The sequence below is a fragment of the Bradyrhizobium sp. BR14999 genome (assembly GCF_056106085.1).
Genome location: NZ_CM148536.1, coordinates 5738871 through 5763956 on the forward strand (window position 1 = coordinate 5738871; position 25086 = coordinate 5763956).

General features: G+C 63.8%; 28 protein-coding genes. 15 read left to right on the forward strand and 13 right to left on the reverse strand.

Features of this window, described 5'->3' with window-relative positions:
- Positions 1–94: 94 nt before the first annotated feature.
- From ACR9YP_RS26850 to ACR9YP_RS26875, 6 genes are all read left to right on the forward strand, one after another.
- Entirely contained in the window at positions 95–742 is a 648-nt protein-coding gene (locus ACR9YP_RS26850) for a TetR/AcrR family transcriptional regulator (protein ID WP_128934164.1), read from the forward strand.
- An 81-nt stretch (positions 743–823) separates the two neighbouring features.
- Positions 824–1594, forward strand: coding sequence for an ABC transporter permease (locus ACR9YP_RS26855; protein WP_474217578.1), 771 nt, complete (start codon positions 824–826; stop codon positions 1592–1594).
- Between the two features lie 17 nt (positions 1595–1611).
- Positions 1612–2649: an NAD-dependent epimerase/dehydratase family protein gene (locus tag ACR9YP_RS26860; RefSeq protein WP_474217579.1), complete on the forward strand. Its 1038-nt coding sequence runs from the start codon at positions 1612–1614 to the stop codon at positions 2647–2649.
- Complete coding sequence (locus ACR9YP_RS26865; RefSeq protein WP_474217580.1) at positions 2636–3457, forward strand: GNAT family N-acetyltransferase; 822 nt, start codon at positions 2636–2638, stop codon at positions 3455–3457. The genes ACR9YP_RS26860 and ACR9YP_RS26865 overlap by 14 nt, the downstream gene beginning before the upstream one ends.
- Before the next feature lie 6 nt (positions 3458–3463).
- Entirely contained in the window at positions 3464–4519 is a 1056-nt protein-coding gene (locus ACR9YP_RS26870; protein ID WP_438108715.1) for a dihydrodipicolinate synthase family protein, read from the forward strand.
- On the forward strand, positions 4507–5289 hold the full coding sequence (locus ACR9YP_RS26875) for an ABC transporter ATP-binding protein (protein WP_474217581.1): 783 nt from the start codon (positions 4507–4509) through the stop codon (positions 5287–5289). Before ACR9YP_RS26870 ends, ACR9YP_RS26875 begins: the two co-directional genes overlap by 13 nt.
- 144 nt (positions 5290–5433) lie before the next feature.
- On the opposite strand, the gene ACR9YP_RS26880 is transcribed toward ACR9YP_RS26875, so the two are convergent.
- From ACR9YP_RS26880 to ACR9YP_RS26890, 3 genes are all read right to left on the reverse strand, one after another.
- On the reverse strand, positions 5434–6525 hold the full coding sequence (locus ACR9YP_RS26880) for a TRAP transporter substrate-binding protein (protein ID WP_474217582.1): 1092 nt from the start codon (positions 6523–6525) through the stop codon (positions 5434–5436).
- 208 nt (positions 6526–6733) lie between these two features.
- The gene (locus ACR9YP_RS26885) at positions 6734–6991 is read right to left on the reverse strand and encodes a hypothetical protein (protein WP_024338019.1); all 258 of its coding nucleotides are present in this window, start codon (positions 6989–6991) and stop codon (positions 6734–6736) included.
- Between the two features lie 66 nt (positions 6992–7057).
- Positions 7058–8008 carry a DUF2778 domain-containing protein gene (locus tag ACR9YP_RS26890; RefSeq protein ID WP_370985481.1) on the reverse strand — a complete coding sequence of 317 codons (951 nt, stop codon included), beginning with the start codon at positions 8006–8008 and terminating at the stop codon, positions 7058–7060.
- A 202-nt stretch (positions 8009–8210) separates the two neighbouring features.
- Here ACR9YP_RS26890 and ACR9YP_RS26895 point away from each other — a divergent pair, with 202 nt between their 5' ends.
- Together ACR9YP_RS26895 and ACR9YP_RS26900 are read left to right on the forward strand one after the other, a co-directional pair.
- Positions 8211–8651 carry a DUF1810 domain-containing protein gene (locus ACR9YP_RS26895; protein WP_438108719.1) on the forward strand — a complete coding sequence of 147 codons (441 nt, stop codon included), beginning with the start codon at positions 8211–8213 and terminating at the stop codon, positions 8649–8651.
- Positions 8652–8742: 91 nt separating this feature from the next.
- Entirely contained in the window at positions 8743–10824 is a 2082-nt protein-coding gene (locus tag ACR9YP_RS26900) for a methyl-accepting chemotaxis protein (protein WP_474217583.1), read from the forward strand.
- A 111-nt stretch (positions 10825–10935) separates the two neighbouring features.
- Here ACR9YP_RS26900 and ACR9YP_RS26905 read toward each other — a convergent pair whose 3' ends face one another.
- Together ACR9YP_RS26905 and ACR9YP_RS26910 are read right to left on the reverse strand one after the other, a co-directional pair.
- The gene (locus tag ACR9YP_RS26905) at positions 10936–11526 is read right to left on the reverse strand and encodes an NADPH-dependent FMN reductase (RefSeq protein ID WP_474217584.1); all 591 of its coding nucleotides are present in this window, start codon (positions 11524–11526) and stop codon (positions 10936–10938) included.
- 50 nt (positions 11527–11576) lie between these two features.
- Positions 11577–12524 (reverse strand): AraC family transcriptional regulator, encoded by a 948-nt coding sequence (locus tag ACR9YP_RS26910; protein WP_474217585.1) that lies wholly within the window; start codon positions 12522–12524, stop codon positions 11577–11579.
- Positions 12525–12828: 304 nt separating this feature from the next.
- On the opposite strand from ACR9YP_RS26910, the gene ACR9YP_RS26915 reads away from it, so the two are divergent.
- Genes ACR9YP_RS26915 through ACR9YP_RS26925 form a run of 3 tightly spaced genes read left to right on the forward strand, consistent with a single transcriptional unit; the run spans position 12829 to position 15451 of the window.
- The gene (locus tag ACR9YP_RS26915; protein ID WP_474217586.1) at positions 12829–13953 is read left to right on the forward strand and encodes a DUF2336 domain-containing protein; all 1125 of its coding nucleotides are present in this window, start codon (positions 12829–12831) and stop codon (positions 13951–13953) included.
- Positions 13950–14282, forward strand: coding sequence for a PilZ domain-containing protein (locus ACR9YP_RS26920; protein WP_091899116.1), 333 nt, complete (start codon positions 13950–13952; stop codon positions 14280–14282). The genes ACR9YP_RS26915 and ACR9YP_RS26920 overlap by 4 nt, the downstream gene beginning before the upstream one ends.
- Positions 14283–14332: 50 nt before the next feature.
- Positions 14333–15451, forward strand: coding sequence for an HD-GYP domain-containing protein (locus tag ACR9YP_RS26925; RefSeq protein ID WP_474217587.1), 1119 nt, complete (start codon positions 14333–14335; stop codon positions 15449–15451).
- Positions 15452–15477: 26 nt separating this feature from the next.
- Here ACR9YP_RS26925 and ACR9YP_RS26930 read toward each other — a convergent pair whose 3' ends face one another.
- Complete coding sequence (locus ACR9YP_RS26930) at positions 15478–15681, reverse strand: hypothetical protein (RefSeq protein ID WP_091899114.1); 204 nt, start codon at positions 15679–15681, stop codon at positions 15478–15480.
- Positions 15682–15815: 134 nt separating this feature from the next.
- The gene (locus ACR9YP_RS26935; RefSeq protein ID WP_438108729.1) at positions 15816–16493 is read right to left on the reverse strand and encodes a nitroreductase; all 678 of its coding nucleotides are present in this window, start codon (positions 16491–16493) and stop codon (positions 15816–15818) included.
- Between the two features lie 117 nt (positions 16494–16610).
- On the opposite strand from ACR9YP_RS26935, the gene ACR9YP_RS26940 reads away from it, so the two are divergent.
- A complete protein-coding gene (locus tag ACR9YP_RS26940) occupies positions 16611–17573 on the forward strand; it encodes an alpha/beta hydrolase (RefSeq protein WP_438108731.1) in 963 nt (320 codons plus the stop codon).
- 127 nt (positions 17574–17700) lie between these two features.
- Here the strand turns inward: ACR9YP_RS26940 and ACR9YP_RS26945 are convergent, their stop codons facing one another.
- On the reverse strand, positions 17701–18165 hold the full coding sequence (locus ACR9YP_RS26945; protein ID WP_438108732.1) for a cupin domain-containing protein: 465 nt from the start codon (positions 18163–18165) through the stop codon (positions 17701–17703).
- 205 nt (positions 18166–18370) lie between these two features.
- On the opposite strand from ACR9YP_RS26945, the gene ACR9YP_RS26950 reads away from it, so the two are divergent.
- Positions 18371–18619: a hypothetical protein gene (locus ACR9YP_RS26950; RefSeq protein WP_438108734.1), complete on the forward strand. Its 249-nt coding sequence runs from the start codon at positions 18371–18373 to the stop codon at positions 18617–18619.
- Positions 18620–18763: 144 nt separating this feature from the next.
- On the opposite strand, the gene ACR9YP_RS26955 is transcribed toward ACR9YP_RS26950, so the two are convergent.
- The 3 genes from ACR9YP_RS26955 to ACR9YP_RS26965 all read right to left on the reverse strand — a co-directional run bounded on the left by ACR9YP_RS26955 (position 18764) and on the right by ACR9YP_RS26965 (position 21868).
- Positions 18764–19639: an MBL fold metallo-hydrolase gene (locus ACR9YP_RS26955; RefSeq protein WP_438108735.1), complete on the reverse strand. Its 876-nt coding sequence runs from the start codon at positions 19637–19639 to the stop codon at positions 18764–18766.
- A gap of 424 nt (positions 19640–20063) precedes the next feature.
- Positions 20064–21686: an ABC-F family ATP-binding cassette domain-containing protein gene (locus ACR9YP_RS26960; RefSeq protein ID WP_438108737.1), complete on the reverse strand. Its 1623-nt coding sequence runs from the start codon at positions 21684–21686 to the stop codon at positions 20064–20066.
- Positions 21683–21868, reverse strand: coding sequence for a hypothetical protein (locus ACR9YP_RS26965; RefSeq protein WP_438108739.1), 186 nt, complete (start codon positions 21866–21868; stop codon positions 21683–21685). Before ACR9YP_RS26965 ends, ACR9YP_RS26960 begins: the two co-directional genes overlap by 4 nt.
- 750 nt (positions 21869–22618) lie before the next feature.
- Here ACR9YP_RS26965 and ACR9YP_RS26970 point away from each other — a divergent pair.
- Both ACR9YP_RS26970 and ACR9YP_RS26975 read left to right on the forward strand, forming a co-directional pair.
- Positions 22619–23143, forward strand: coding sequence for a DUF992 domain-containing protein (locus ACR9YP_RS26970; RefSeq protein WP_091893017.1), 525 nt, complete (start codon positions 22619–22621; stop codon positions 23141–23143).
- 239 nt (positions 23144–23382) lie between these two features.
- Positions 23383–23979, forward strand: a complete 597-nt coding sequence (locus ACR9YP_RS26975; RefSeq protein WP_091893015.1) for a phasin family protein — start codon at positions 23383–23385, stop codon at positions 23977–23979.
- Positions 23980–24136: 157 nt separating this feature from the next.
- On the opposite strand, the gene ACR9YP_RS26980 is transcribed toward ACR9YP_RS26975, so the two are convergent.
- Together ACR9YP_RS26980 and ACR9YP_RS26985 are read right to left on the reverse strand one after the other, a co-directional pair.
- A complete protein-coding gene (locus ACR9YP_RS26980; protein WP_143035523.1) occupies positions 24137–24367 on the reverse strand; it encodes a hypothetical protein in 231 nt (76 codons plus the stop codon).
- Between the two features lie 288 nt (positions 24368–24655).
- On the reverse strand, positions 24656–25060 hold the full coding sequence (locus tag ACR9YP_RS26985) for a VOC family protein (protein ID WP_438108742.1): 405 nt from the start codon (positions 25058–25060) through the stop codon (positions 24656–24658).
- Between the last annotated feature and the right edge of the window lie 26 nt (positions 25061–25086).

A 25086-nucleotide genomic window follows, 5' to 3' on the forward strand; every position in this document is an offset into this window, starting at 1 on the left:
CTCCTCATTGCCACGACCCCGGCTTGTCGCTCTCCCCATGTGAGGATACCAATGCAACAAGCCCGCCCTCAACTTGTCAACTGTTTGGTTGGAAATGCCCGCAAAACGATCTGGCGACACCGTGCCGCAGCGCCGCGATCCCGTCGCCACCCGCAACAAGCTGCTCACCGCGGCGCGCCTCGAATTCGCCCGGCACGGCTTTGCGGGGGCCCGCGTCGACGAGATCGCCGAGCGTGCCGGCGTCAACAAGCAGCTCGTCTACCACTATTTCGGCGACAAGGACGCGCTCTATCTCGCCGTGCTCGAATGGGTCTATGAGGACATCCGCGAGCAGGAGCGCAGGCTCAATCTCGAAGGCCTGCCGCCGGAAAAGGCGATCCGCAGGCTGATCGAAGCCTCATTCGACCACCTCGCGGCAAACCCTGATTTCATCGTGCTCTTGAACGACGAGAACCGCGGCGGCGCCCGCCACGTCCGCGGCTCGAGACGGCTGGAAGCGATGCATTCCCCGCTGGTGAGAAGCGTCTCTCACATCCTCAACGAGGGGGTGCGCGCGGGCGTGTTCCGCAAGGGGATCGATCCCGTCCAGCTCTATATCTCGATTGCGGGCCTCAGCTATTTCTTCTTCTCCAACACGCCGACGCTGTCGGCGATCTTCGGCAAGGACCTGTCGAGCCGCGCCCAGCGCCGCGCCCGCCGCAGGCACGTCGCCGATCTGGTGCTGCAGTCGCTCCGGCCATAATCAACCAACTGGTTGAAACTTCCCTGAAGGCCGGTTAGGCTCGTCGCAGCGGCAGGTGACCGCGGCAACAGGGAGCAACCGGTGACAGCAGACGCGGCCCGCACCTCGCGCAGCTTTGCGATCATCCTGATCGTGCACCTCGCCGTGCTCGTGCTCTGGCAGCTCGCGGTCGATGCCTTCCACGTGCCGAAATTCATCCTGCCCTCGCCGCTTGCCACCGTGCAGACGCTGGGAACCGCAGGCTACGCCTGGGGCGCCAACACGCTGGTGACAGCCATCGAGATCCTCGGCGGCTTTACACTCGGCGCTTTCGTCGGCATCGCGCTTGCGGTGATCTTCAGCTGGGCGCCGTTGCTCAGCCTCGCGCTGCTGCCGCTGTTCGTGACGCTGAACATGATCCCGAAGGTCGCGCTCGGCCCGCTCTTCATCGTCTGGTTCTCCTACGGCATCGTGCCGAACATCCTGATCGCCTTCAGCATCTGCTTCTTTCCGATCCTGCTCACCACCGCGCGGGGCCTGCGCGAGGTCGAGCCTGACCTGCTCGATCTCGTCAAATCGCTGCGCGGCTCGCGTTGGACGCTGTTCCGCAAGATCCAGCTGCCGGGATCGCTGCCTTACATCTTCTCCGGCATGAAGGTCGGCGCCATCCTCGCGGTCGCCGGCGCCATCGTCGGCGAGTTCATCGCCTCGGAGCGCGGGCTGGGCTACCTCATGATCCAGGTGCAGTCCTCGCTCGATACCCCGGCGATGGTGATGGCGGTCGTGCTGCTGACGCTGCTCGGGGTCGCTCTCTATGGCCTGGTGCTCGCCCTCGAACGCATGTTCGTGGTCGGCGACGCCAGGCAGAACTAAGACCAAGGACCAAATCCATGCTGCTCACCCGTCAGACGCTGCCGAAGACCATTCCGGATGTCGCTGCGCTCGACGAGCTCCTGTCCCGGCCGACGCAGGCGCTGGTCGACGACCTCGCCAAGGTCGAGGGCGACATCATGATCCTCGGAGTCGCCGGTAAGATGGGGCCAACGCTGGCGGGGCTCGCGAAAGCCGCCGTGCCGGACCGCCGCGTCATTGGCGTCGCGCGCTTCAGCGATGCCAGCGTCAAGGACTGGCTGCATGCGCGCGGCGTCGAGACCATCAATTGCGATCTGATGGACGAGAGCGCGATTCAAGCGCTGCCAAGGGCGCCCAACATCGTCTTCATGGCCGGCCGCAAATTCGGCGCCGAGGGCGATCTGTCGCTGACCTGGGCGATGAACGCGCATGTGCCGGCCCTGGTCGCGCAGGCCTTCCCCTCATCCCGCATCGTGGCGTTCTCGACCGGCTGCATCTATCCCTTCGTCCCCGTCGACGGCAAAGGCTCGACCGAGGACATGGCGCCGAACCCGCCCGGCGAGTACGCCCAGTCCTGCGTCGGCCGTGAGCGCATGTTCGAGTATTTTTCGCGCAAGTTTTCGACACCGGGCCGCCTGTTCCGGCTCAATTACGCGATCGACATGCGCTATGGTGTGCTGCACGATATCGCCACGAAGGTGCTCACGGGCACGCCGATCGACGTCAGCCTGGGCCATGTCAACTTCATCTGGCAGGGCGATGCGTCCTCCCAGGCGCTGCGCTGCCTTGCCCATTGCACGACGCCGACCTCGCCGATCAATGTCAGTGGCCACGAGATTTTGGCGGTGCGCGATCTCGCGCAAAAATTCGGCGCAAGGTTCGGCCGCGCGCCGGTGCTGACAGGCAAGGAAGAGCCGACGGCATGGCTGACCGACACGTCGAAGGCAGTCGAGCTGTTCGGCCTGCCCGTCGTCGACACCGAGCAGTTGATCGCCTGGACCGCGGATTGGGTCTCCCGCGCCATGCCGAGCCTCGGCAAGCCCACCAAATACGAGGTGCGCGATGGACGCTACTGACGGCCCGCCAATCATCAAGCTCGGCGTCCAGGATGCGATCGCCGGGCTGGCGCTGTCGACGGAAGCGCACTGGAACCAGACCGAAGAGGACTGGCGCATCTTCCTGCGCGACGGCATCGTGTTCGGCATCCGCGACGGCGCGCGACTGGTGGCGACCGCAGCACTGCTGCCCTATTCCGGCAACAACGCCTGGATCAGCATGGTGCTGGTGTCTGCAACACATCGCCGTCGTGGTCTCGCGACACGCCTCGTCGATGCCTGCCTGGAAACGGCGCGCAAGAACGGTCTCACGAGCTGGCTCGATGCGACGCCCGACGGCGCCGCCGTCTACGGGCCGCTCGGGTTCACGCCGACCCTGCAATTGCGCCGGCTGAAGCTGGTGAAATCTGGGCCGTCATCCGGTCCGGTGCCGTCGGCCGCAACGCTCGAGGCGCTTTGTGCCCGCGACCGGCGCGCCACAGGTTTCGACCGGACCGCTCTGCTGACCGCCTTTGCACAGCGCTCGGGGTCACGCATCGTCACTGCAAACGGATGCATCGGGTTGGTCCGCGACGGCAGAACCGCGCGCCATATCGGCCCCTTGTTCGCAAATCATGCAGCCGAAGCGCTGGCTCTCATTCACGCGATCGCGGGGTCCGAGGACCGGCCGCTCCTGCTCGACGCAGTCGCCTCGCAGGGCGCGTTCCTGGAGGGATTGACCGCCTCGGGCTGGACAATCGAGCGGCCGTTCCAGCGCATGCGGTTCGGCCCCGCCACCATCGCCGCTGAGGAAATGCCATTCGCCGTCGCCGGCCCTGAATTCGGATAGGACATCATGCACCACAGCCAGATCAACAGCGACATCCGCAAGCTGATCGCCGAGGGCACCGTGCTGCCGGCGCATCCCCTCGCCCTCACCGCCGAGCGCCAGCTCGACAAGACGCATCAGCGCGCGCTGACGCGCTATTACATCGATGCCGGCTCAGGCGGCCTTGCCGTCGGTGTGCACACGACCCAGTTCGCGATCCGCGACGTCGGCCTCTACCGTCCCGTGCTCGAGCTCGCCGCCGAGACCGCCGCGAGCTGGACCAAGCGTCCATTGGCGATGGTCGCAGGCCTTGCCGGTCCAACCAGCCAGGCAACCGCCGAAGCCCGCACTGCACGCGACATCGGCTATCACGCCGGCCTGCTCAGCCTCGCAGCGATGAAGAGCGCCTCCGAGGACGAGATCATCGCGCATTGCACCGCGATCGCCGCCGAAATACCGCTGGTCGGCTTCTACCTCCAGCCGGCCGTCGGCGGCGTCATCCTGTCGAGCCGCTTCTGGCAGCGCTTCGCCTCGATCGACAATGTCGTCGCGATCAAGATCGCGCCGTTCAACCGCTATCGCACGCTCGATGTGCTCCGCGGTGTCGCCGCCGCCGGCGCGCTCGACCGCGTTGCGCTCTACACCGGCAATGACGATCATATCCTGCTCGACCTGATGCTGCCGTTCGACCTGCGCGACAACGGCGTCACCACACGCACCTATTTCAAAGGCGGCCTGCTCGGCCATTGGTCGGTGTGGACGGCGAGCGCCATCCAACAGTTCGAGCGCTGCAAGGCCGCGCGGCACAAGGACAGCGTGCCGGCCGACCTGCTCGCACTCGATGCTCGCGTCACCGACTGCAACAGCGCGTTCTTCGACGTCGCCAATAATTTTCACGGCTGCATCGCCGGTTGCCACGAGGTGCTGCGACGCCAGGGCCTGATGAAAGGGTTGTGGTGCCTCGATCCGAACGAGGGCCTCAGCCCCGGCCAGAAGCAGGAGATCGATCGCGTCACTCGCGAGCACGCCGATCTCAGCGACGATGCCTTCGTCGCCGCCAATTTGAACAAATGGCTGGCATGACCGAAGAGCCCTTCATCAGCCTGCAAGGCGTCCGAAAAGTCTACCGCAGCGGCGGTGCCGAATTCCTGGCGGTTTCCGACGTCACCATGGACGTGCAGGAAGGTGAGCTCGTCTCGCTGGTCGGCCCGTCCGGCTGCGGCAAGACCACGGTGATGAAGATATTGGCCGGCCTGCACGGCGCCGACGGCGGCGCCGTGAGAATAGGCAATGCCAAGAGCCCGTTCGATCCGACCCGCGATATCGGCATGGTGTTCCAGCAGGCGCTGCTCTTGAAGTGGCGCACCATCCTGGACAACGTGCTCTTGCCGGCCGAGATCGTCGGCCTGCCGATGAGGGCCGCACGCGAACGGGCGCGCGATCTGCTCAATCTGGTCGGGCTGGCCGGCTACGAGCAGAAATATCCGCAGCAGCTCTCCGGCGGCATGCAGCAGCGCACCGCGATCGCGCGCGCCTTCATCCACGATCCGAAGCTGATCCTGATGGACGAGCCGTTCGGCGCGCTCGATGCGCTGACGCGCGAGCAGATGAATCTGGAGATGCTGCGGATCTGGCGCGAGAGCGGCAAGACCATCATCTTCGTCACCCATTCGATCCAGGAGGCCGTCTTCCTGTCCTCGCACTGCGCCGTGCTGACGGCGGGACCTGCGAAGATGGCCGACTATTTTGCGATCGACCTGCCCTTCCCGCGTGATCTTCCGCTGAAGACCACGGATGCGTTCGGTGCGTATGCGCGAAGGATCTATGCGAAGCTGGGGCTCGGCGCGGCGTAGACCACTTGCTCAGGTCCCGCAGGGTGGGCAAAGCGAAGCGTGCCCACCAGGGCCAGTCGAGCAAGTCGTGGTGGGCACGGCGCAAGTGCGCCTTTGCCCACCCTACGGGAGCGCGGCGCAATCGCGGCACCGCGCCCCTCAAGCTCAGCTCTTGTTGCGCGTCTTGCTGAGCAGATAGTTGTCGTAGAAGTTTTCCGCGATCTGCGTGTAGAACAGCAGCTCCTTCATGTAGGCGTCGTGGCTGTCCTTGGTCCGCTTGAACAGGTCGCTCTTGGCGGCGAGCTCGTTCAGATGGTCCTGGGTCGCGTTGTAGCAGGCTTCCAGCACCGGCTGCGGGAACGCCTTCAACTCCGCGCCATTGGCGATCAGGCGCTTGAGCGCCGCCGGATTCACGCTGTCATATTTCTCGAGCATCCAGGCACCGGCCGCCGATGCGGCCTGGTTGACGATAGCCTGGTATTGCATGGGCAGCGAGGCCCATTTCTCGTCATTGACGATCATGTGCAGCATGGCGCCGCCTTCCCACCAGCCCGGGAAATAATAGTATTTGGCGACCTTCTGGAAACCGAGCTTCTCGTCGTCATAGGGACCGACGAATTCGGCGCCATCGATCGTGCCCTTCTCGAGAGCCGGATACACATCGCCACCGGCGATCTGCTGCGGGACGACGCCGAGCCGCGCCAGCACATGGCCGCCCATGCCGGCGATGCGGAATTTGAGGCCTTTGAGGTCGTCGACGGTCTTGATCTCCTTGCGGAACCAGCCGCCCATCTGGGTGCCGGAATTGCCGCAGAGGATGGCGTGCGCCTTGAAAGGCTTGAGCGCTTCGTTGGTGAGGCCGGCGCCGCCGCCGAAGTGCCACCATGACTCCTGATGGCGATGGTTCATGCCGAAGGGCGCGCCGGTGGCATAGGCCAGCGCGGGCTCCTTGCCGATGTAGAAATAGAGCGGCGTCTGCGCCATCTCCACCGAGGCAGTGCTGACGGAATCGAGCGCCTGCAGGCCGGGCACGAGCTCGCCGGCGGCGAAGGTCTGGATCTGGAATTTGTTGTCGGTGGCTTCCGCGACGTATTTCGCAAACGTCTGCGCCGTGCCGTAGATGGTGTCGAGCGATTTGGGGAAACTCGAGGTCAGGCGCCATTTGATCTCGGGCGCGCCTTGCGCGATCGCAGGGGCCGCAACCAGCGTCGTCGCGCCCGCGACCGCGCCGCCCTTGAGGAATGTACGGCGTTTCATGATGGGGTCTCTCCCTTGAAGTCAGTTTTCAAACATATTGGTTTGGAGCTACGGTCTTCGCGGACCGTTTGCCCGTTCCTATAGCGGAGTTCAAGCTGGGACAGAAAAGGTCTGTAGCCCGGATGGAGCGCAGCGCAATCCGGGAAGGTGCCACTGACGCGCACGACCCGGATTACGCTTTCGCTCCATCCGGGCTACGAAGCTGTCGCTAGAGCAGCTTCGCGCTGACGAACAGCGCACGCACGGCGTTGGTTGCCTGCACTGCGAGCATGGCGTTACCGGCAGCGCCCTCCAGCGCCGCGACCGCATCTTCATGCAGCGAGCGGAATTCCATCCATTCCACCGACTTGAAATTGGTCAGGAACTGATAGGCTTGGCCGACGGTCGCAATCGCCAGCGTGTCACCGTTCAGCTTGATCTTGAACGTCGTGCGCAGCGGGGTCTCGGAACTTGATGGATCACTCATGGGCTGCTTCTGGACGAGGACGATTTAACGAAGGGGAAACGGCAGCCCCGCCGCGGCAGGCAAAGATCAGGAATCGGTGCTCGCGCGCTGCGAGGCGGTCGCAGACCCGCGCAGATTCGGCACCACGACCAGACGGTTGAACTCGCCATTGTCGTAGGCCTTGATGAAACGGTCATAGTCCTTGATCGAGACGCAACCGTTGGAATCGCCGCGCGGTCCGAGCATGTAATTGTGGGTGAGCAGGCCGACGCGGCCGAGCGCGCTGGTGCCTTCGACCGGAGTCATGCGCAGCGCCCGAACGCCGTGGAACAGCTTTTCGCGCGGCTTCAGCTCGTAGGTCGCCGGCGGCGTCGCACCGACCATCCGCCGATCGACATGGTCGGGATTGTCCATCATCGGGCCGAAGCCGGAATGGGCCTCGAGAGCCACGCCGCCCGGCAGGTAAACCGCCTTGGCCGAGATGTCATAGACCGCCGTCCGCGAATCGTAGCCGAGGGCCGAAAGATCGGGCGCCTTGTTGAACAACCCGCTGTCGGGCGTCAGCGAGGCCAGCTTGATTTTGTCGGTGAATTTTTCGAAGAAATTGCGGTTATCGACCCGGGGACTGGTGTCGGCATACGCCTGGCTGGATGCGATCTGGGAGGCGAGATCGGCCTGGACCGGGCGCGAGCGCGGCATCGGGACGGCGTCGGCGCGCTGCGAGGGCCTCGCCTCCTCGGCCGGGGGCTGGTCGTCTTCGGTCAGGGTCGAGCGCCAGTCATCACCCTGCAGCTTCTCGGCGAGCATGGCCTTGGCATCGCGAAGCTTGAGCTGGACCGCGTTCAGGGCGGAGCGCTCCAGCGTCCGCAGGCCGAGTTCGCGGGCCGGCGGATTGCCGGAGGCCGAAGCGAAACGGTCCTCGAATGAAGGGGCATTGGCCGGCGGCAACGCGGCGGAGACCAGCGGGGTCGAATCGCCCATATCCGCAACCCACGCGGCAGCGCCAAGCGCCAGCGCGATCGCTGCCAGAGACAGCAATATCTTTTCGGCTCGCCCGACACGGCGGCGCGACAACAGCCTCTCGGCATGTGCTGCGTCGGAAACCATCAGATCCCCAAATCGACCCCCGGGGGCGCCCAACCCCCACCCGGAGACTCTATACCAGCTACCACATTGGGAGCCAAAAGTTAGGCATAATCGCGGCCGGCAAGGGGTCCGGTACGGCTTCCTGAGGTATCCAATGACCGATCCGTTCGATCTCAACCGCTTTGTCCGGGCCCAGGACCCGGTCTATCGCGACGTCCAGGGCGAGTTAGCCCGGGGCCGGAAGCAGACTCACTGGATGTGGTTCATCTTCCCGCAGGTCGCGGGCCTCGGCTTCAGCGCCATGTCGCAGCGCTACGCCATTGGCTCCCACGCGGAGGCCGAGGCCTACCTCGCCCATCCCGTCCTCGGGGTGCGCCTGATCGAATGCACGAGGCTCGTGCTCGCCGTTCAGGGGCGGACCATCAACGCAATCCTGGGCGCGCCGGATGATGCGAAATTCCGCTCGTCGATGACACTGTTCGGTGCGGTATCTCATGAGCCCGTCTTCGATCAGGCGATCGCCCGATATTTCGCGGGCGAACGCGACGGCGCCACGCTGGAGATCCTCGCCAAGCTCGACCGGGCATCCGGCTGAGTTGCGCGGCCACCAGCGTAAACCCGGGATTAACATCGCCTGCCTATCTTTCGCGCACAATAATTCTCCCGCGCCAATTGCCGGACAGATCATGAAAATCGGTACGCTCCTGACCACCGCCATCGTCTCGCTCTCGACCGTCGGCGGCGGCCTCGCCGTCTACGTTGCCGTGACGAAATATCAGACGATGGAGCGGATCAGCGAGGCGCAAGGCCGCCTGGCGATCGTTCGCGCTGCCAGCGACATCCCGCGCTATCTCAACCCCGAGCGCGGCTTTTCCACCAACATCCTCTACGGCCCCGCCACGATCGATCCGGCGCTGCTCGCCGAGCAGGACAAGCTGCGCAAGCAGACCAACGGCGCCCGCGACAGGATGAACGCGCTGCGCAAGGAACTGCCCGGCTCCTTCGACGACGGCAGCACGATCGGCAGCAACATCGACGGCATCAATGCGAAATTCACCGCGCTGCGCGAGGCCATCGACAAGGCGCTCGCGGGGCCTGCAGAGGCGCGCAAGGATGCCGCCAAGAAGATCGTCGCCGACAATGCCGTGCTCAACGGCGGCGTGACCGCGCTGCTCAACGAGCAGGTCCGCCGCATGGCGATTCTCAACGGCGACGCCTACCGGCAGGCCAGCTACGCCAATATCGCGATGACGCTGCGCGACGTCGGCGGCTTCAATTCCAGCCTGCACAAGAATCTCGTCGGCGGCAAGAAGCCTGCGACCGACGCCGAAAAGGCCGAGATCAGCCGCTCGCAAGGCCGCAACGATCAGATCGTGATGGCGCTGCAGGAATTACGTGGCAATCCAGCGACTCCGGCGAACGTCGCCGCTGCACTGGAGAAGTTCAACGCGGTCTATGTCGAGGAGTTCGGCCGCGAGCTCAAGCTGGTGAAGGACGGTGCGGTCAGCGGCAAGTACGAGCACGACGTGGACGCCTACTACGCCGCCACGCAGCGCGGCCTCGGCACCATCATCGGCGTCCGCGACGCCTTCTACGACAATGCCGAAGAGATCCTCGCCGGCGCGTCTTCGGGCGCGCGCACCAGCTTCACCATCGCGCTTGCTGGCCTTGCCGCCGTGCTGATCGCGAGCGCCGGCCTCATCGTGACCGTGCGCCGCCGCGTCTGCGCGCCGATCGTCAGCCTGACGACGCGGATGTCGCGGCTCGCCGACGGCGAAGTTGCGGAAGGCATCCCCGGCGCCGAGCGCTCCGACGAGATCGGGGCGATGGCCGCCGCGGTCCAGGTGTTCAAGGACAACATGATCCGGGCCGACCGGCTTGCGGCCGAGAAGCAGGCCGAGAATGACGGCAAGATGCGCCGCGCCCAGGCCCTCGACGACCTCACCCGCGCCTTCGAGGCCAAGATCACCGAGCTCGTCGGCGGCCTCTCGCGGGCCTCCTCCACGATGGAGACCACCGCGCAGTCGATGACGTCAACGGCGGCCCAGACCAACAGCCAGGCCGCCATCGTCGCCGCCGCCTCCGAACAGACTTCGACCAATGTGCAGACGGTTGCCAGCGCCACCGAGGAGCTGACCTCATCGATCTCGGAGATCGGCCGTCAGGTCGCGCAATCCACCGAGATTGCCGCCCGCGCCGTCGACAATGCTCGCCGCACCGGCGATACCGCGCGCGCGCTCGCCGAGGGCGCGCAGAAGATCGGCGACGTCGTCACGCTGATCCAGAGCATCGCCGAGCAGACCAACCTGCTCGCACTGAACGCGACCATCGAGGCCGCCCGTGCGGGCGATGCCGGCCGCGGCTTTGCGGTGGTTGCTTCCGAAGTGAAGTCGCTGGCCGGCCAGACCGCCAAGGCCACGACCGAAATCTCCGAGCAGATCACCGCCATCCAGACCGCGAGCGACGAGACCGTGGCTGCGATCCGCAACGTCGCTGACGTCATCGCCGAGATCGACCAGATCGGCACCGCGATCGCGGCTGCGATCGAGGAACAGGGCTCAGCGACCAAGGAGATCGCCCGCAGCGTCCAGGAAGCCGCCCACGGCACCCAGGAGGTCAACAGCAACATATCCGGCGTGCAACGCGCCGCCGACGACACGGGAGCCGCCGCCAGGGAGGTGCTGGGCGCCGCCGAGCAGCTCTCGACCCAGTCGCGCGATCTCGCCGGCCAATTCGACCGCTTCCTCGGCGAGGTCAGGGCCGCGTAAGCGCGCGGATTCGTAGCCCGGATGGAGCGAAAGCGAAATCCGGGGCGGTGCCGTTGACGTGCGATTTCCCGGATTGCGCTTCGCTCCATCCGGGCTACGGGACTCACCGTCTCAATAAGGCGGCGCCTTGCGCGCGCGCTGTGCTTTCGCCGCCTCGATCCACCACGCCAGATCGTCGGCAAAGCGCGGGAACGAGCGCTCCAGCGCCTTGCCGCCCTCGCCGATCGGCTCCCCGTCGGCCGACAGCGTCTGCGCGATCGGGCCGACGCCGATGGTGCTCGATACCACCACCATCCCCATTTCCGACAGCGTGCCGTGCCAGGCCGTCGCGGCGCGCGCGCCGGACAGACGGCCGGCGGAATAACTCGCGATCGCGGCCGGACGCCAGAACCACTCTTCGAGGAAATGGTCGGTGAGGTTCTTCAGGCCGGGCTGGATGCCCCAATTGTACTCGCCGGTGACAAAAACAAATCCGTCGGCGCTGCGGATCTGTCCGGCCAGCTTCTCGAGCGCCTCGGGCGCCGAGCCCTCGGGATATTCCTTGTACATGCGGTCGAGCATCGGCAGACCGATTGCCTTGGCGTCGATGAATTCGACGTCCTCGCCGCGGCTGCGCAGACGATTGATGACGAAATTCGCAAGGCGGATGCCCATGCGGTCGGAACGGTAGGAACCGTAAAGGACGAGAATGCGATTGCTCATGGTCGAACGGTAGCACGAAACCGGCGTTCGGCCCTACTCGATTTGTCAAACTATCGCCCACGTCCGCGCTCCAGCGTTTGCGATGGCGTCTCGCCGAACTGGTCGCGGTAGCTTCTGGAGAAGTCGCTGAGATGCCAGAATCCGAACGCCAGCGCCACGGCCTTGACGCTGTCCGCCCCGGCGAGCAGCCGCCGTCGCACCAGCCACAGCCGGCGCAGGCGCAAGTAACGGTGCAGGCTCATGCCGCGATAGCGTCTGACGACGTCGTGCATGGTGCGGACGGACAGGCCGAGCTTGCGCGCAATCTCCTCGCTATAGATCGGTTGCGAGAGATCGTCGGACAGCAGCGCGCGGATGTCCTGGAACATCTTGAAGTGCCGCGCATCATTGGGCAGCGCGGTCCATCGCGCGCGGACAACGCTCTCAAATGCGCCGTCAACGGCCGCAAGCAGGGATTCCTTCATTGCGGCTGCCTTGAGCGGCACGTCTGATGCGTCGATGGGCTCTGACGCCGCGACCAACACCTCGCGAACCACGCCGCGCAATCGGGCGAGGCTCGCGGCGGTCGTTTCGAAAATCCGGAAGCTCAGGCTCACTCGTGGCCAGCCGCGATCCGTCACCTCCGGCCTGAACATCACCGAGGCAATTTGCCGCTGCACCTCCTCGATGCTCGTGTAGGCGGCTCCGCCGCTGCCAATGACGACGACTGGTCGCGCGCGCTGCGCGCCATTGAACCGAATAGGAACATCGAGGTCGTCCATCGTGAACCCGATCGCCGTGCAACTCTCGACGAGTTGTCCGTCAACCACGCGCGGAAATGCGCGCGTCAAATTTACGTCGCAACCGGGCAGCGACAGAATGGTCTGCTCAGCAGAAATTCTTCGTACGAAAGGCGTGAACTCGAAATCCAGGCCTCGTATGGCGTTCCGAAATTCGTCGACGTCTGAAAAGCGGAATATCTTTGGTGCCAACCTCGGCACGTCATCAATGCTGTTCATGGCAATATGAAATGCACCGTCGTAACCGACGTGTGCATCCGGCAGCGGTACCGGTTCGCTTCCCCCCTTCTGTTTCCCGTCGGACCTGAAGAACCAATCCTAATGTGTTGCGATCAGTTGGGAAGGGTCCAGGTGAAAGGACAAGCTGGGGGCGTCAAGTCTTGCCAAATTTCGATAGCATTTTCCGAAAATTCGACGGTGCATAAATACCCCGGCATTTAATTTCTAAAATCAAAAATTAACACCTTTGAGGCGCAATAGTCTTCGTTAAATCGTCAAAGTTATTTCGATTCAGGCTCCTGCCATGATGGCAAACTCGCCTGCTGATATTCTGGTCGAGTTGGAAGATGCGGTCGCAACGTGCCCGCTGGATCGCTGCGCTCGCATCCTCGCCGGTATTATACAGCTACTTACCTGCAGTCGTGACCGGCCTCAGCAATTGCTTGCCAATGTGGTCGATGGCGTTCTTCTGCGATTGGCAGAACGGGTTGATGCCAGTGCCCTGATTCAACTGGGCGCGGCGCTTGCCGAGCTCAAGGCGGCTCCGCCGAAGACCTTGCTGCGTCTTGCCGCACACCCCGATCCGGACGTGGCGTGCCCTGTCCTGCTCAAATCGAAGACCCTCTCCAGGGTCGATCTCGAGACGATCGCCGCCTCGGGCGGCGAACGACAACAATGCGCCATCGCCGCCCGCGAGCGCGTCGAGCCGCCGCTGACCGAGGCGCTGATCAAGAGCGGCGGCCGTGCCGTCCACCTTGCGTTGATCGGTAATCCCGGGGCCAAGCTCTCGGAGGCCGCCTATTCCGCGCTGATCGCCCGGACTGGGCAGGACGACGAGATCACGAAGGCGCTCGCGCTCAGGCCAGATACGCCCGAGCTCATCGTGCGGAAACTGCTGTCCGCCTCCAACGGCCAGGAAAGGCCGGCGAAGCTCAACGCCTCATCAACGCCGCCGCACAACGCGACATCGAGCGCAACTGCCACCTTGCCACCGCCCAAGCTGCCCTGCCAGGCGGCCTATGCGAGCGCGAGGCCGGAGATCGTCGCCCTCAACCGCGTCGGCAAGCTCAACGATTCCACCGTCAACCGCTTCGCGATCCGCGGCGAGACCGCCAATCTGTTCACGGCGCTGTCGGTGCTCTCGGGGGCGCCGCTCGACATCATCGAGCACGTCATGGCCGATGAGGATTGCGAAGGTCTGGTCATGGCCTGCCGTGCTTCGCGACTGAATTGGCAGACCACGCTGGCCATCCTGAGCAACCGCAGCGGCCGACGGCTTTCCTTTGCCGAGCGCGAACGCGCGCAACGGATCTTCGACACGCTGCTTCTGTCGACCAGCCAATGGACGGTGCGCTGGGGGGAAATCACCGCAAACGCCAAGACAAACGATAGGGCACATCGCAGCGCAAGATTGGGGGACAATCAATGAGATTCGATGGCCGCAAGGCGGGGCGCGTTCGGATGGACCACCGGCAGCCCGTCAACCTGATGGGCTCAGACGGCACTTGGCGGCGCAGCTGTGTTCTGCTCGACGTATCGCAGACAGGTGCGAAGGTCGAGGTCGAGGGTACGCTGGACGTGCTCCAGGCCAAAGAATTCTTCATGGTGCTGTCATCGACGGGGCTCGCCTTTCGGCGCTGCGAACTGGTCTGGATCGATGGCACCACCGCGGGACTCCACTTCGTCACCGCAGGCGGCAAGAAGAAGCCGGCGAGCGCGCCGGCAACCGCTACGCGGAATTCCGCCGGAAGCAAATAGGCCGAGAATTCATCCCGCACATTGGACCCCACGACATCGAAGGTCAAACCGTGCAGAACCCGCGAACCACGCTCAGGCCCTTCGATCGTGACGGCATCCGGGATGCCGAGGCGGCCCGTCCCTTCGTGCATGTGCTGGCCGACACGTCCGACAAGCTGGCCCGTGTCTGCTCGATTCTCGAGGAGCGTTTCGCCGTCGCGGGCGAACGGCTCGACGCCGAGGCCAAGCTGTCGCAGGTTCCGTTCGCCATCGTCATCCGCGCAGAGCTTCGCGACCTCGACAACATCGCGGCCATCAAGAAACGGGCCGGCAAATTGGCCAAAGCGAAGAAGCGGATCTTCCTCATCCAGGACACGTCTCACGTCGGCGTTTCGCAAGCCTATGCGCTTGGAGCGACGCTCGTCCTGCCCGGCACGATCAGCCGGGCCAAATTGCTGTTGGCGCTGTCTGATCCGGCCGATCCGTCCTCTGCCTCGTCAGGCGAGACTGCACAGTTTGACGACGCAGTTGAGATCGGGGCAACCGCGTTCGCCTCGATGTTCACGGCGGTCACCCTCGACCAACCCCTCGACGTGGACGGCACCAAGGAAGCCGGCCGCCAGATTGCCGATCGCATCACTGAGCATGGTCTGTCGGAATGGCTCACGACGGTGCGGCGTCATCACGAAGGAACCTATCAGCACTGCCTGATCGTGACCGGTGTCGCCATCGACTTCGGTCTGAGCCTCGGCGTCGGAAGAGCCGATCTGGAGCGCCTCTACTCGGCGGCCATGTTCCACGACATCGGCAAGGCGCAGATCCCGCTCGCCATCCTCGATAAGCCGGGTCGTCTCGATGCCGAGGAGCGCGCCGTGATCGAGACCCACCCGGCCGCTGGCTACGAGTTTCTGAAGGGTCACGGCAAGATTTCGCCGGAGATCCTCGATGCCGTGCGTCATCATCACGAATATCTCGACGGGAGCGGGTATCCGGATGCCCTCTGCGCCGAAACCATTGGCGACATCGTGCGAATTCTCACGATTTCCGACATCTTCGCAGCGCTCATCGAGCACCGGCATTACAAGCCGACCATGCCGCGCGCGGAAGCTTACGACATACTGCGCGGGATGGCCGGAAAGCTGGAGAAGGCGCTGGTGACCGCGTTCAAACCGGTCGCGCTCACGAGGTGAGCGCAGCGACGGCGCCGCAAAACCGGCTAGTGCGTCGCGCGGTATTGCGCGCGGTGCGGAATGGAGCGGCAGGCCAGCCCGTCAGCCAGCAGCTTCATGTCCTCGTGCTTGCCGCTGCGGATCAGCCGGCCGAACTCTTCGGGTGTGAAAGGAAGACTTGGATCATCATCGATCGGGCGCCGCACTCGCGGACCGAAGAACCATCGAACCAGGCTAGCCAGCCGCCGCATCTCAATTCCCTCGCGCCAGCAACAAACCTCTCAGTCTGCATATTGTTCCTCCCGCCCCTTCGAGATTGCAAGAGCTTGCCAGCGACTCCGCACCAAAAAAAATTTCGCCAGAGAACAATCTCCTCTTTGTCGTGCTAATCGGCAAAACCCACGTACCGCACGAACTCCTCGTTAAGTTCGCGGTCCGAGCGAACGGCATTCGCGGCAAAGCCGTCGTCGGGATAGCCCATCGCGACGCAGGTCATGATCACCTCGTCCTCGGGAATCTTCGCGACCTCGCGCACGATATCCGAGCGCATGATGCCCTGTCCGTTGATCACCGAACCGAGGCCGCGATCCCACGCCGCGAGCACGATGCCGTAGCAGAGCGCGCCGAGATCGAAATGGCAGACCGCGCCGGGATCGAGCACGCGGTCATAGGTCAAGACCAGCGAGACCGGGGCGTCGAACTGGCGGAAGCCGCGCAGCACCCAGTCCTGGCGCATCGGCTTGTCGTCGCGCGCGATCCCCATCGCGCCGAACAGCTTCTTGGCGATGTCGACCTGTCGCGTGCGGTGCACGCCCTGGTACTCGCCATGGCTGACGATGTCGCGCTTGACCTTGGCGCCGGCGATCATCTCCTCCATGTTGCGGCGGCGCACCTCTTCCAGCGGCCTGCCGGTGAGCACGTGGACATGCCAGGGCTGGGTGTTCATCGACGACGGCGCGCGCTTGGCGCTCTCGATGATCGCCTCGATCACCGCGCGCGGCACCGGCTCGTTCCTGAAGCCGCGCACGCTGCGGCGCGACTGGACCAGCGTTTCGAATTCCACCTTCAAGACCTCCCTGCCCTTTTCGTCCGGCGTTGCGCTAGAACCGCCGGTTGCCGATGCCGCGCGCAAAATCTATGCTAACCCGCAAGCAAGACCAAGAACCCTGGAGGACCTGTCATGGCCGCGCCGCTCGATCCCGTGATCGCCGAGATCATTCCGCTCATGCCAATGCGCGATCCCGCGGTCATGACGCCACAGAGCGCCCGCGATTCCTTGCGCGCACTGGCTGCCTCGCGCGCCGCCATCCCGCCACCGCCCGTCGACAGCGTACAGGATATCAAGGTGAAAGGCGGCGCCGGCCCGCTCGATGCACGCGTCTATCGGGTCGGCACCACGCCCGCTCCGACCGTGGTGTTCTTCCATGGCGGCGGCTGGGTTGCGGGCGATCTCGAAACCCACGACCGGCAGGCGCGCAACCTCGCGATCGAGACCGGCGCGGTCATCGTCTCCGTCGACTATCGCCGCCCGCCCGAGACGCGCTTTCCCGGCGCCTTCGAGGACGCCTTTGCCGCGGTGAGTGACATCTTCAACCGCGTCGCGGAATTTGGCGGCGATGCAAAGCGCTTGGGCGTTGCCGGCGACAGCGCCGGCGGCAATCTCGCGGCGACTGCCGCGATCGCCTGCCGCGATGCCGGCATCGAGCTCTCTGCGCAATTGCTGGTCTATCCCGTGACCGACGTCCTCGGCAGCTATGCGGATGCGCGCGAGAACGCGCGCTATCCCTCGCGCGCCGAGAATGCCGACGGCTACTTCCTCTCCCGCGCCGTGATGGAATGGTTTTGCGGCCATTATCTCGCCGATCCCGGCCATGCTTCGGACTGGCGCGTCTCACCGCTGCGCGCGGCATCCCTCGCCGACGTCGCGCCCGCCGTCGTGACCACCGCCTGGTTCGATCCGCTGCGCGACGAAGGCGCGGCCTACGCGCGGGCACTGGAGGCCGCCGGCGTGCGCGTGAAACACCATGAGGGCCCAGGCCTGATCCACGGCTATTTCGGCATGGGCGATGCCTCAGACGTCGCGCGCGCCGAGGCGCAGCGTGCACGCGCCGACTTCAAGGCCCTGCTCGCGCGGGGCGTATAGGGATGCGACAAATCCGTAGCCCGGATGGAGCGCAGCGTAATCCGGGTTTCGTCTCACGCGGACGGTCGAGCGATACGGTTGGTCTGCCCCCGGATTGCGCTTCGCTCCATCCGGGCTACAGGACCGGCTAAATGTTCCGCGCCCGCTGCGCGTCGGTGTGCCCCCAGGTCTCGTCCCAATCCTGGCCGGCGGCATCGACGACGCGGCCATCGGCTTCGAAGAACTTGTTCGGCACCTGGAAGATCGCCAGGATCAACGCGCCGTCCGGGCACCAGGCGGCGTGCCGGCTGCCCGCCTCGCGCCAGATGAATTCCCCGGCCTTGCAGGCGATCCCCTTGGCTGGCCCGTCCTTGTCGACGAGCGCGCCCTCGATGACGTAGCTCTGCTCGATGCCGACATGCTCGTGATCGGGCAGCACCGATCCCGGGGCAAAGCGCATCAAGGCGGTCATCAGACCGCTGCTGCGATCGAACAGCAGGGTCTTGGCTTCGCACCCCGGAAAGCGCGTCTTTTGCCAGTCCATCTCCTGCGGCTGAACCAGGTGAGAATGCCGGTCGGCGGCTTCCTGGTCTATCGGGATCACGGCGTCCATCACGATGCTCCCTCTCTCTATCTCAACCGTCTGAAGCTAGCAGGATCGCCCGGCCTGGTCAGCGAGCAGTGCAATAAGTGGGAGCGTTTGCCGATCGCGCCCGAAAAATCGGCAGACAGGCCGGACGACGCCCGCTCATCCTGCTTGATTGCGCCACGATTCCCGGCTCCAATCCTCCCGCCATTTCTGGTTTAGGGAGACACCCATGATGAAGCGGATTTTCCTCGCGGCGATCGTTGCCACCTTTGCAGCGGGCTCGGCCTTCGCGCAAGAAACCTGCGAGAGCAAGGCGATCGGCAAGGACGGCAAGCCCCTGGCCGGTGCCGCCAAGACCTCGTTCCTGAAGAAGTGCAAGGCCGAGGCCTGCGCGCCCAAGGCCGTCGGCTCCGACGGCAAGCCGCTCGCCGGCGCCGCCAAGAACAGCTTTATGAAGAAGTGCGAGACCAGCGCGTAAGGCGCTACGAATTCGCAGCTTTTCTAGCGAACAGTTGCTGCACAATTCGTCATGCCCGGGCTTGTCCCGGGCATCCACGTTCTTGTTTCCGTCGCAAAGATCGTGGATGGCCGGGACGAGCCCGGCCATGACGAAAGAGAAACTTCACTCCCGCTTGAAGCGATAATCGAACGCGTCGCCGAGTGGCTTGATCAGTCCGGCCGTCGGCGCCGGAAAATGCACCGGCAGGATCAACGTGTCGGTATCCGCAACGGACGCGAAGAACTTTCGCCGCGACACCGCCGACTGCTTCGGATCCCAATCCGGCTTCGCCGACCAATCCGGTTCGCGGCACTGGATCTGATGATGCATGAGATCGCCCGCGACCACCGCGCGCTGGCCCTTCGAGACAATGTTGACGCAGCAATGGCAGGGCGAATGCCCCGGCGTCGGCGTCAGCGTCACGGTGTCGTCGAGCGCGTAGTCGTCATCGACCAATAGCGCCTGTCCCGCTTCGACGATCGGCAGGCAATTGTCGCGAAACACGGTGCCCGGCGGATTGTTGCCCTTGGCGTGCTCGGCCTCCCAGGCCGCATACTCGCGCTTGTGGAAGACGTATGTCGCGTTCGGAAACGTCGGCACCCAGCGCCCGTCGCGCAAAATGGTATTCCAGCCGGTGTGGTCGATGTGCAGATGCGTGCAGAACACGTAGTCGATCTGCTCGAAGCCGATGCCGAGCGCGAACAATTCGTTGCGCCAGCGCTCCTTGCCGGGAAAATCGAACGGCGGCGGATGGCCCTTGTCCTCGCCGGTGCAGGTGTCGACCAAAATCGTGTAGCGCGGCGTGCGGACCACGAAGGTCTGGTAGGTGATCACCATCATGCCGCGCGCGGCGTCGAACACCTCCGGCTCCATCGTCGGCAGATGGCGAGCGAACACGCCCTCGTCATAGGCCGGGAAGAAATCCTGCGGCCGCCGCCACGGCCCTTCGCGCTCGATCACCGCATCGATGGTGATATCGCCGATCCGCAGTTGCTTCATGGTGGTTTCGCTCCCCTTTTTGAGGGAGCGTAACGAGAGCGCCAGGGACCTTCAAGCAAGCGAGTTCATTGAAACTCTCTCGATTTGGTTGTAGCCCGGATGGAGCGAAGCGTAATCCGGGAAAGCCCCTCGCATGGTCCGCTATCGTCGCAATTTCGTCCCGGCCGGGACCTTCTTCTTCACCGCAACGCTGGATGATCGACGATCATCCGTGCTGATCGACCATGTCGACAAACTACGCGGCGCATTCCGCATGACGCGCGTCGAACGGCCATGCTCCATCCGGGCTACGAACGACATCAAGCGGCCTCTTGTAGCCTGGATGGAGCGAAGCGCAATCCGGGGCACAATAACCACACGGTACGACCGCGCGCGTGGCACGACCCCCGGATTGCGCTGTCGCTCCATCCGGACTACCGCCCACCTACGACCGCAACCCCGGCGCCTCCTGCCCGGTGCGCGCGACATATTCCGTATAGCCGCCGCCGTACTGATGAATCCCCTCCGGGGTCAGCTCCAGCACGCGGTTCGACAGCGTCGCCAAGAAATGCCGGTCATGCGAGACGAACAGCATGGTGCCCTCGAAATCCGACAGCGCCGTGATCAGCATCTCCTTGGTGGCGAGGTCGAGATGGTTGGTCGGCTCGTCCAGCACCAAGAAGTTCGGCGGATCGAACAGCATTTTTGCCATGACCAGGCGTGCCTTCTCGCCGCCCGACAGCACCCGACAGCGCTTCTCGACGTCGTCGCCGGAGAAGCCGAAGCAGCCGGCGAGCGCGCGCAAGCTTCCCTGCCCGGCCGTCGGAAACTGGTCTTCCAGCGACTGGAACACGGTGCGTTCGCCGTCGAGCAAATCCATCGCGTGCTGGGCGAAATAGCCCATCTTGACGCTGCCCCCGAGCGCGACCGTGCCCTCGTCCGGCTCGCTCGCACCGGCAATGAGCTTGAGCAAGGTCGATTTGCCGGCGCCGTTGATGCCCATCACGCACCAGCGCTCGCGGCGGCGGATCATGAAATCGAGGCCGTCATAGATGCGCTTATTGCCGTAGCCCTTGTGGACATTCTTCAGCGCGACGACATCCTCGCCCGAGCGCGGCGCCGGCGGGAAGTCGAACGCGACGCTCTGGCGGCGGCGCGGCGGCTCGACCCGCTCGATCTTGTCGAGCTTCTTGACCCGGCTCTGCACCTGGGCCGCATGCGAGGCGCGCGCCTTGAAGCGCTCGATGAACTTGATCTCCTTGGCCAGCATGGCCTGCTGGCGCTCGAACTGCGCCTGCTGCTGCTTCTCGTTCTGCGCCCGCTGCTGCTCGTAGAATTCGTAATCGCCGGTGTAGGTGGTGAGCGAGCCGCTATCGATCTCGATCACCTTGGAGATCACGCGGTTGATGAACTCGCGGTCATGCGAGGTCATCAGTAGCGTGCCTTCGTAATCGTGCAGGAATTTTTCCAGCCAGATCAGGCTTTCGAGATCGAGATGGTTGCTCGGCTCGTCGAGCAGCATGACGTCGGGGCGCATCAGGAGGATGCGGGCCAGCGCCACGCGCATCTTCCAGCCGCCGGAGAGCTTACCGACGTCCCCGTCCATCATCTCCTGGCTGAAGCCGAGGCCTGACAGCGCTTCGCGCGCACGGCCGTCGAGCGCATAGCCGTCGAGCTCATCGAAGCGATGCTGCACTTCGCCGTAGCGGGCGATGATCTCGTCCATCGCGTCGGCCTTGTCAGGATCGGCCATCGCGGCCTCGAGCTCGCGCAGCTCGGCTGCGACCTCGCTGACAGGACCTGCGCCATTCATCACCTCGGCCACGGCGCTGCGGCCGCTCATCTCGCCGACGTCCTGGTTGAAATAGCCGATGGTGATGCCGCGATCGGTCGAGACCTGGCCTTCATCGGGCAGTTCCTCGCCGGCAATCATCCGGAACAATGTGGTCTTGCCGGCGCCGTTCGGGCCGACGAGGCCGATCTTCTCACCCTTGTTGAGGGCCGCGGAGGCTTCGATGAACAGGATCTGATGGCCGGCTTGCTTGCTGACGTTGTCGAGGCGGATCATGGGGTCTTTTGGGGGGATTTTTGCGTTGCAGCGTCATAGGCCATGCGAGCCGTCAGGGGAAGCCCGGCGGGGCCCGGATTCAGCCCTGCCGGATACCCAATTCGGTCGTTTCCCCCCGCCGCTTCGGGCTTGTCGACCTCGGCGGTCTGCATCATTGCGATCTCATGGTTGGGAGCGGACATGATCAGCTCGCCTAGCGCGTCGATTGTGCCGAGATGCGCAATCGGTGCGCAACACGACCGAGCACCGAAGCATTCGAAACTAATGTGAAGCCAAAAGCGAAATTCATTTCACGCAGGCGCGCCGCCGGAACCTAATTAACTGCCAACAAACGACAAATTTAGTTATTTCCGATAATCATGATGACTCCAGCATAAAATACAAAAATATGTTGGGGAAAACATGGGAGGTTTGGAATGGAAGCTGCCCACCGCTTTCGCGCAATGGCGTCACTTTGCCGGCAGACTGCCGCGCTTCATCCTGACAGAAGCTGGAAACTGCTCGCAGAGGCTGAGTACTGGGAGCATCTGGCGACTGCAGCTTTAGCCCACTGACTTCGGCCTAGCGAATATTCACTTCCTTGGTCTTTTCGTCGACTTCTTGGTTCAAATCATATTCTGAGGCAGCGATGTCCAGTACTGGTCAGGTCTATACTTGCGCTGTCCTGCGCGAGCGTGTGCAAGCGATTGTGGCGGGGCTTCGAGAAGTGGAGACGCTTCGAAGCAGGCTCCGAAACGCAGAAGCGAGAACAATCGGCCGAAGACGGCGTGCCAAAGTGGGCCGCAGAGCAAGAGCCGTTTGAGGACGCTCGGTCACCTCAATATTGATCCGCATTGGGCTCACTCGCACGTCTTCGACGTGTGCCACCAACGGGAACATCGCGGGCTCAGCGCGCATTGAAGGACCATCGAATACGCTCGATGGAGGCCCTCATGATTGGGACAACGCTGAACGAAACAAGGCTGACCAATTTGGCGACAGCGTGCGCGGCCCTCGCCCTCGTGCTCGCCACGGTTCCGGCAACGGCGCAGGAGGCCGGACGACCGAGAGTCGGCACACTCACGTGCAATATATCGCCCGGAGTCGGCATGATCGTTGCTGGACAACGGCAGTTGAGCTGCATCTATGCATCGGCGAGAGGCAGGGCGCGCGAGGCTTACGAAGGCACCGTCAGCACGCTTGGTCTCGATATAGGAGCCACGTCCGGCGGTCAGCTCGTTTGGGCCGTTTATGCTCCGACCGCGGTTCGCCACGCCGCGTTGGCCGGAACCTATGCGGGCGCGACCGCCGGCGGCACAGTTGGTGCCGGAGTTGGCGCCAACCTCCTGGTGGGCGGCTCGGATCGCACGATCGCCTTGCAGCCGGTATCCGTCCAGGCGCAAACAGGTATGAACATCGCAGCAGGCATATCGAGAATGGAATTGCGGCCGGCCGCTGCGCCTGTGCGCCGCAGGTGACGGCCGTCGCCGGCGAATTGAAGTAGAAATGGCGCTTGTCGGTGAGTTCGGGTCCCGCCGTGGCCACCGGTGCCCTCAGGGAAGTTGCACCGCTCGTTCCTGCGCGCAATGGCGGAGGATTGATTAAAATTCGCTCGCCCCGGAACGGTCCAGAAATGCCCACGTTTGCTCGCGTAGGATCGCACCTGTGACGGAGGGCATAGGCTCCGACCTCACCAACAACAACGATGGAGCAACTAATGGCCAATCCACGCCAGGAGGAAAAGTCTACCCAAAGCCCTGAGGACACAATCCGCCGCGCCGCCGAGAGGACCGCGGAGCAGACCAGACGGATCGGCCTAGCTACTGCTGAGGCCGGCGAAGAGGTCGCCCAAGCCAGCAGCCATCTACTGCAACAAAATGCCGAGATGCTGCAAAACACGTGGCGTTTCGGCGTCGACATGGCCACCGCGATGATGGGCCGCTCGACTGATCAGCTTGGTCTCACGTTCGGTTTGACGGGCAATGAAGCGCAGCGGGCAACGGAACGCTCGGTCCGCAACGCCGAAGCCATCATGTACTCTACGACCGCAGTCGCCAAAGGAATGAACGGCATGTCGCGCGAGTACTTCGATTTCGTTCGACAGCAGATCGATCGGACCATGGATCGCATGAATGAACTCTGGCGCTGCCGAACTCCTCACGATTTGGCGGCCGTGCAGACTGATCTGATGCGCGACACGATCAGTAGCGCCTTGGATACCAGCCGCCGGATGGCGGACATGTCTCTGAAGGTGGCTGACGATGCCGGAAACCATATAACCCAGAGTGTCGAACGCATGCGGCACGCAGCCTAGCGCGCTGGCATAATCATGGCGCACGTGCGCGGCTGAACCTCAGCCGCTCACCGCGCCGCCAAACCTGACGGCCTTGTTCTCTCGCAGGACTGAGGACCGAAACAATGAGGGCCCCGACGTACTGGACGCGTCGGGGCCCAACCGTTACTCACGGCGGTCAGTCGCAGATGCGGCGGCGAACCACAACATCCTCACCGAACCGGTTGATCCGGTGTTCGACGATGGTGCGGCAAGCGCCGTAGTAATCGTTACCGTAGTCACGGTAGTATCGGTCCGGTCCGACATAGACGCCGCCGGGACCGATGCCAAACTCAACAGCGTTGGCTGTTGTTACCGCTCCCGCAGCTAGAGCAGCCACTGCGGCGAGCGCGAGGATCGTTCGCTTCATTTGGCACTCCTCTCGCAAGTGACGGAGCATTGGGCCAACGATCGGGCCGGAGATTGGTTTCGTGACAATGAGCGGGGACCAATGCAGAAAATCGTCGTTCCACTATGAACAGCGCGTTCACGAAGGAACGCAGGATGAACGCAGAAGCAAATCTGGTCCGCCATGCCTCAACGAACGGACCTCCGTTAGACGAGGCGTTGCTTCGCTGATGGACCAAACCCGCGTGGCCTTTGCGTTACGGCTGCAAGGGGGCGATGCCCGCCGACAACATGTGCGATCCAGCCCCAATCAGGACCGGACCGGCTGCCCGATTCCAAGAAGATTGCCTTCGCTGTCGCGGAACCACGCGCCTCGCTCACCGATACCCTTGCTGGCGTAATTCCCGGCTATTTCGGCGATCCCCTCAACGGTCTTCAGACCGGGCAGGTCATATTCCTCGAACTTGACTCCCCGCGCGCGAAGCTCGCGCACCGTTGCCTCGATATCATCAACTTCCCAGCCCATCTGCGTGTGCGTGCCGGATTGCACTCCGGCCGAGATGAATATTGCAAACTCGCCGCTTGCGCAGATGTAGCGCAGTCCACCTTCGCGTTGTTCGACAGGGTCGAGCCCGAGTTTTTCGGAATAGAACGCCCGCGCCCGATCTAGGTCCTTGGCTGGAAGACGGGTGGCCACCTTCGCGTCTGCTAGCATCCTTCTCTCCCTCTGAGTTTAAATAA

Coding starts and splice junctions, on each gene's coding strand:
- ACR9YP_RS26850 (WP_128934164.1), top strand. CDS start 95: ATGCCCGCAAAACGATCTGGCGACACCGTGCCGCAGCGCCGCGATCCC.
- ACR9YP_RS26860 (WP_474217579.1), top strand. CDS start 1,612: ATGCTGCTCACCCGTCAGACGCTGCCGAAGACCATTCCGGATGTCGCT.
- ACR9YP_RS26865 (WP_474217580.1), top strand. CDS start 2,636: ATGGACGCTACTGACGGCCCGCCAATCATCAAGCTCGGCGTCCAGGAT.
- ACR9YP_RS26870 (WP_438108715.1), top strand. CDS start 3,464: ATGCACCACAGCCAGATCAACAGCGACATCCGCAAGCTGATCGCCGAG.
- ACR9YP_RS26875 (WP_474217581.1), top strand. CDS start 4,507: ATGGCTGGCATGACCGAAGAGCCCTTCATCAGCCTGCAAGGCGTCCGA.
- ACR9YP_RS26880 (WP_474217582.1), bottom strand. CDS start 6,525: ATGAAACGCCGTACATTCCTCAAGGGCGGCGCGGTCGCGGGCGCGACG.
- ACR9YP_RS26885 (WP_024338019.1), bottom strand. CDS start 6,991: ATGAGTGATCCATCAAGTTCCGAGACCCCGCTGCGCACGACGTTCAAG.
- ACR9YP_RS26895 (WP_438108719.1), top strand. CDS start 8,211: ATGACCGATCCGTTCGATCTCAACCGCTTTGTCCGGGCCCAGGACCCG.
- ACR9YP_RS26900 (WP_474217583.1), top strand. CDS start 8,743: ATGAAAATCGGTACGCTCCTGACCACCGCCATCGTCTCGCTCTCGACC.
- ACR9YP_RS26905 (WP_474217584.1), bottom strand. CDS start 11,526: ATGAGCAATCGCATTCTCGTCCTTTACGGTTCCTACCGTTCCGACCGC.
- ACR9YP_RS26910 (WP_474217585.1), bottom strand. CDS start 12,524: ATGAACAGCATTGATGACGTGCCGAGGTTGGCACCAAAGATATTCCGC.
- ACR9YP_RS26915 (WP_474217586.1), top strand. CDS start 12,829: ATGATGGCAAACTCGCCTGCTGATATTCTGGTCGAGTTGGAAGATGCG.
- ACR9YP_RS26920 (WP_091899116.1), top strand. CDS start 13,950: ATGAGATTCGATGGCCGCAAGGCGGGGCGCGTTCGGATGGACCACCGG.
- ACR9YP_RS26930 (WP_091899114.1), bottom strand. CDS start 15,681: ATGCGGCGGCTGGCTAGCCTGGTTCGATGGTTCTTCGGTCCGCGAGTG.
- ACR9YP_RS26940 (WP_438108731.1), top strand. CDS start 16,611: ATGGCCGCGCCGCTCGATCCCGTGATCGCCGAGATCATTCCGCTCATG.
- ACR9YP_RS26945 (WP_438108732.1), bottom strand. CDS start 18,165: ATGGACGCCGTGATCCCGATAGACCAGGAAGCCGCCGACCGGCATTCT.
- ACR9YP_RS26950 (WP_438108734.1), top strand. CDS start 18,371: ATGATGAAGCGGATTTTCCTCGCGGCGATCGTTGCCACCTTTGCAGCG.
- ACR9YP_RS26955 (WP_438108735.1), bottom strand. CDS start 19,639: ATGAAGCAACTGCGGATCGGCGATATCACCATCGATGCGGTGATCGAG.
- ACR9YP_RS26960 (WP_438108737.1), bottom strand. CDS start 21,686: ATGATCCGCCTCGACAACGTCAGCAAGCAAGCCGGCCATCAGATCCTG.
- ACR9YP_RS26965 (WP_438108739.1), bottom strand. CDS start 21,868: ATGTCCGCTCCCAACCATGAGATCGCAATGATGCAGACCGCCGAGGTC.
- ACR9YP_RS26970 (WP_091893017.1), top strand. CDS start 22,619: ATGATTGGGACAACGCTGAACGAAACAAGGCTGACCAATTTGGCGACA.
- ACR9YP_RS26975 (WP_091893015.1), top strand. CDS start 23,383: ATGGCCAATCCACGCCAGGAGGAAAAGTCTACCCAAAGCCCTGAGGAC.
- ACR9YP_RS26980 (WP_143035523.1), bottom strand. CDS start 24,367: ATGAAGCGAACGATCCTCGCGCTCGCCGCAGTGGCTGCTCTAGCTGCG.
- ACR9YP_RS26985 (WP_438108742.1), bottom strand. CDS start 25,060: ATGCTAGCAGACGCGAAGGTGGCCACCCGTCTTCCAGCCAAGGACCTA.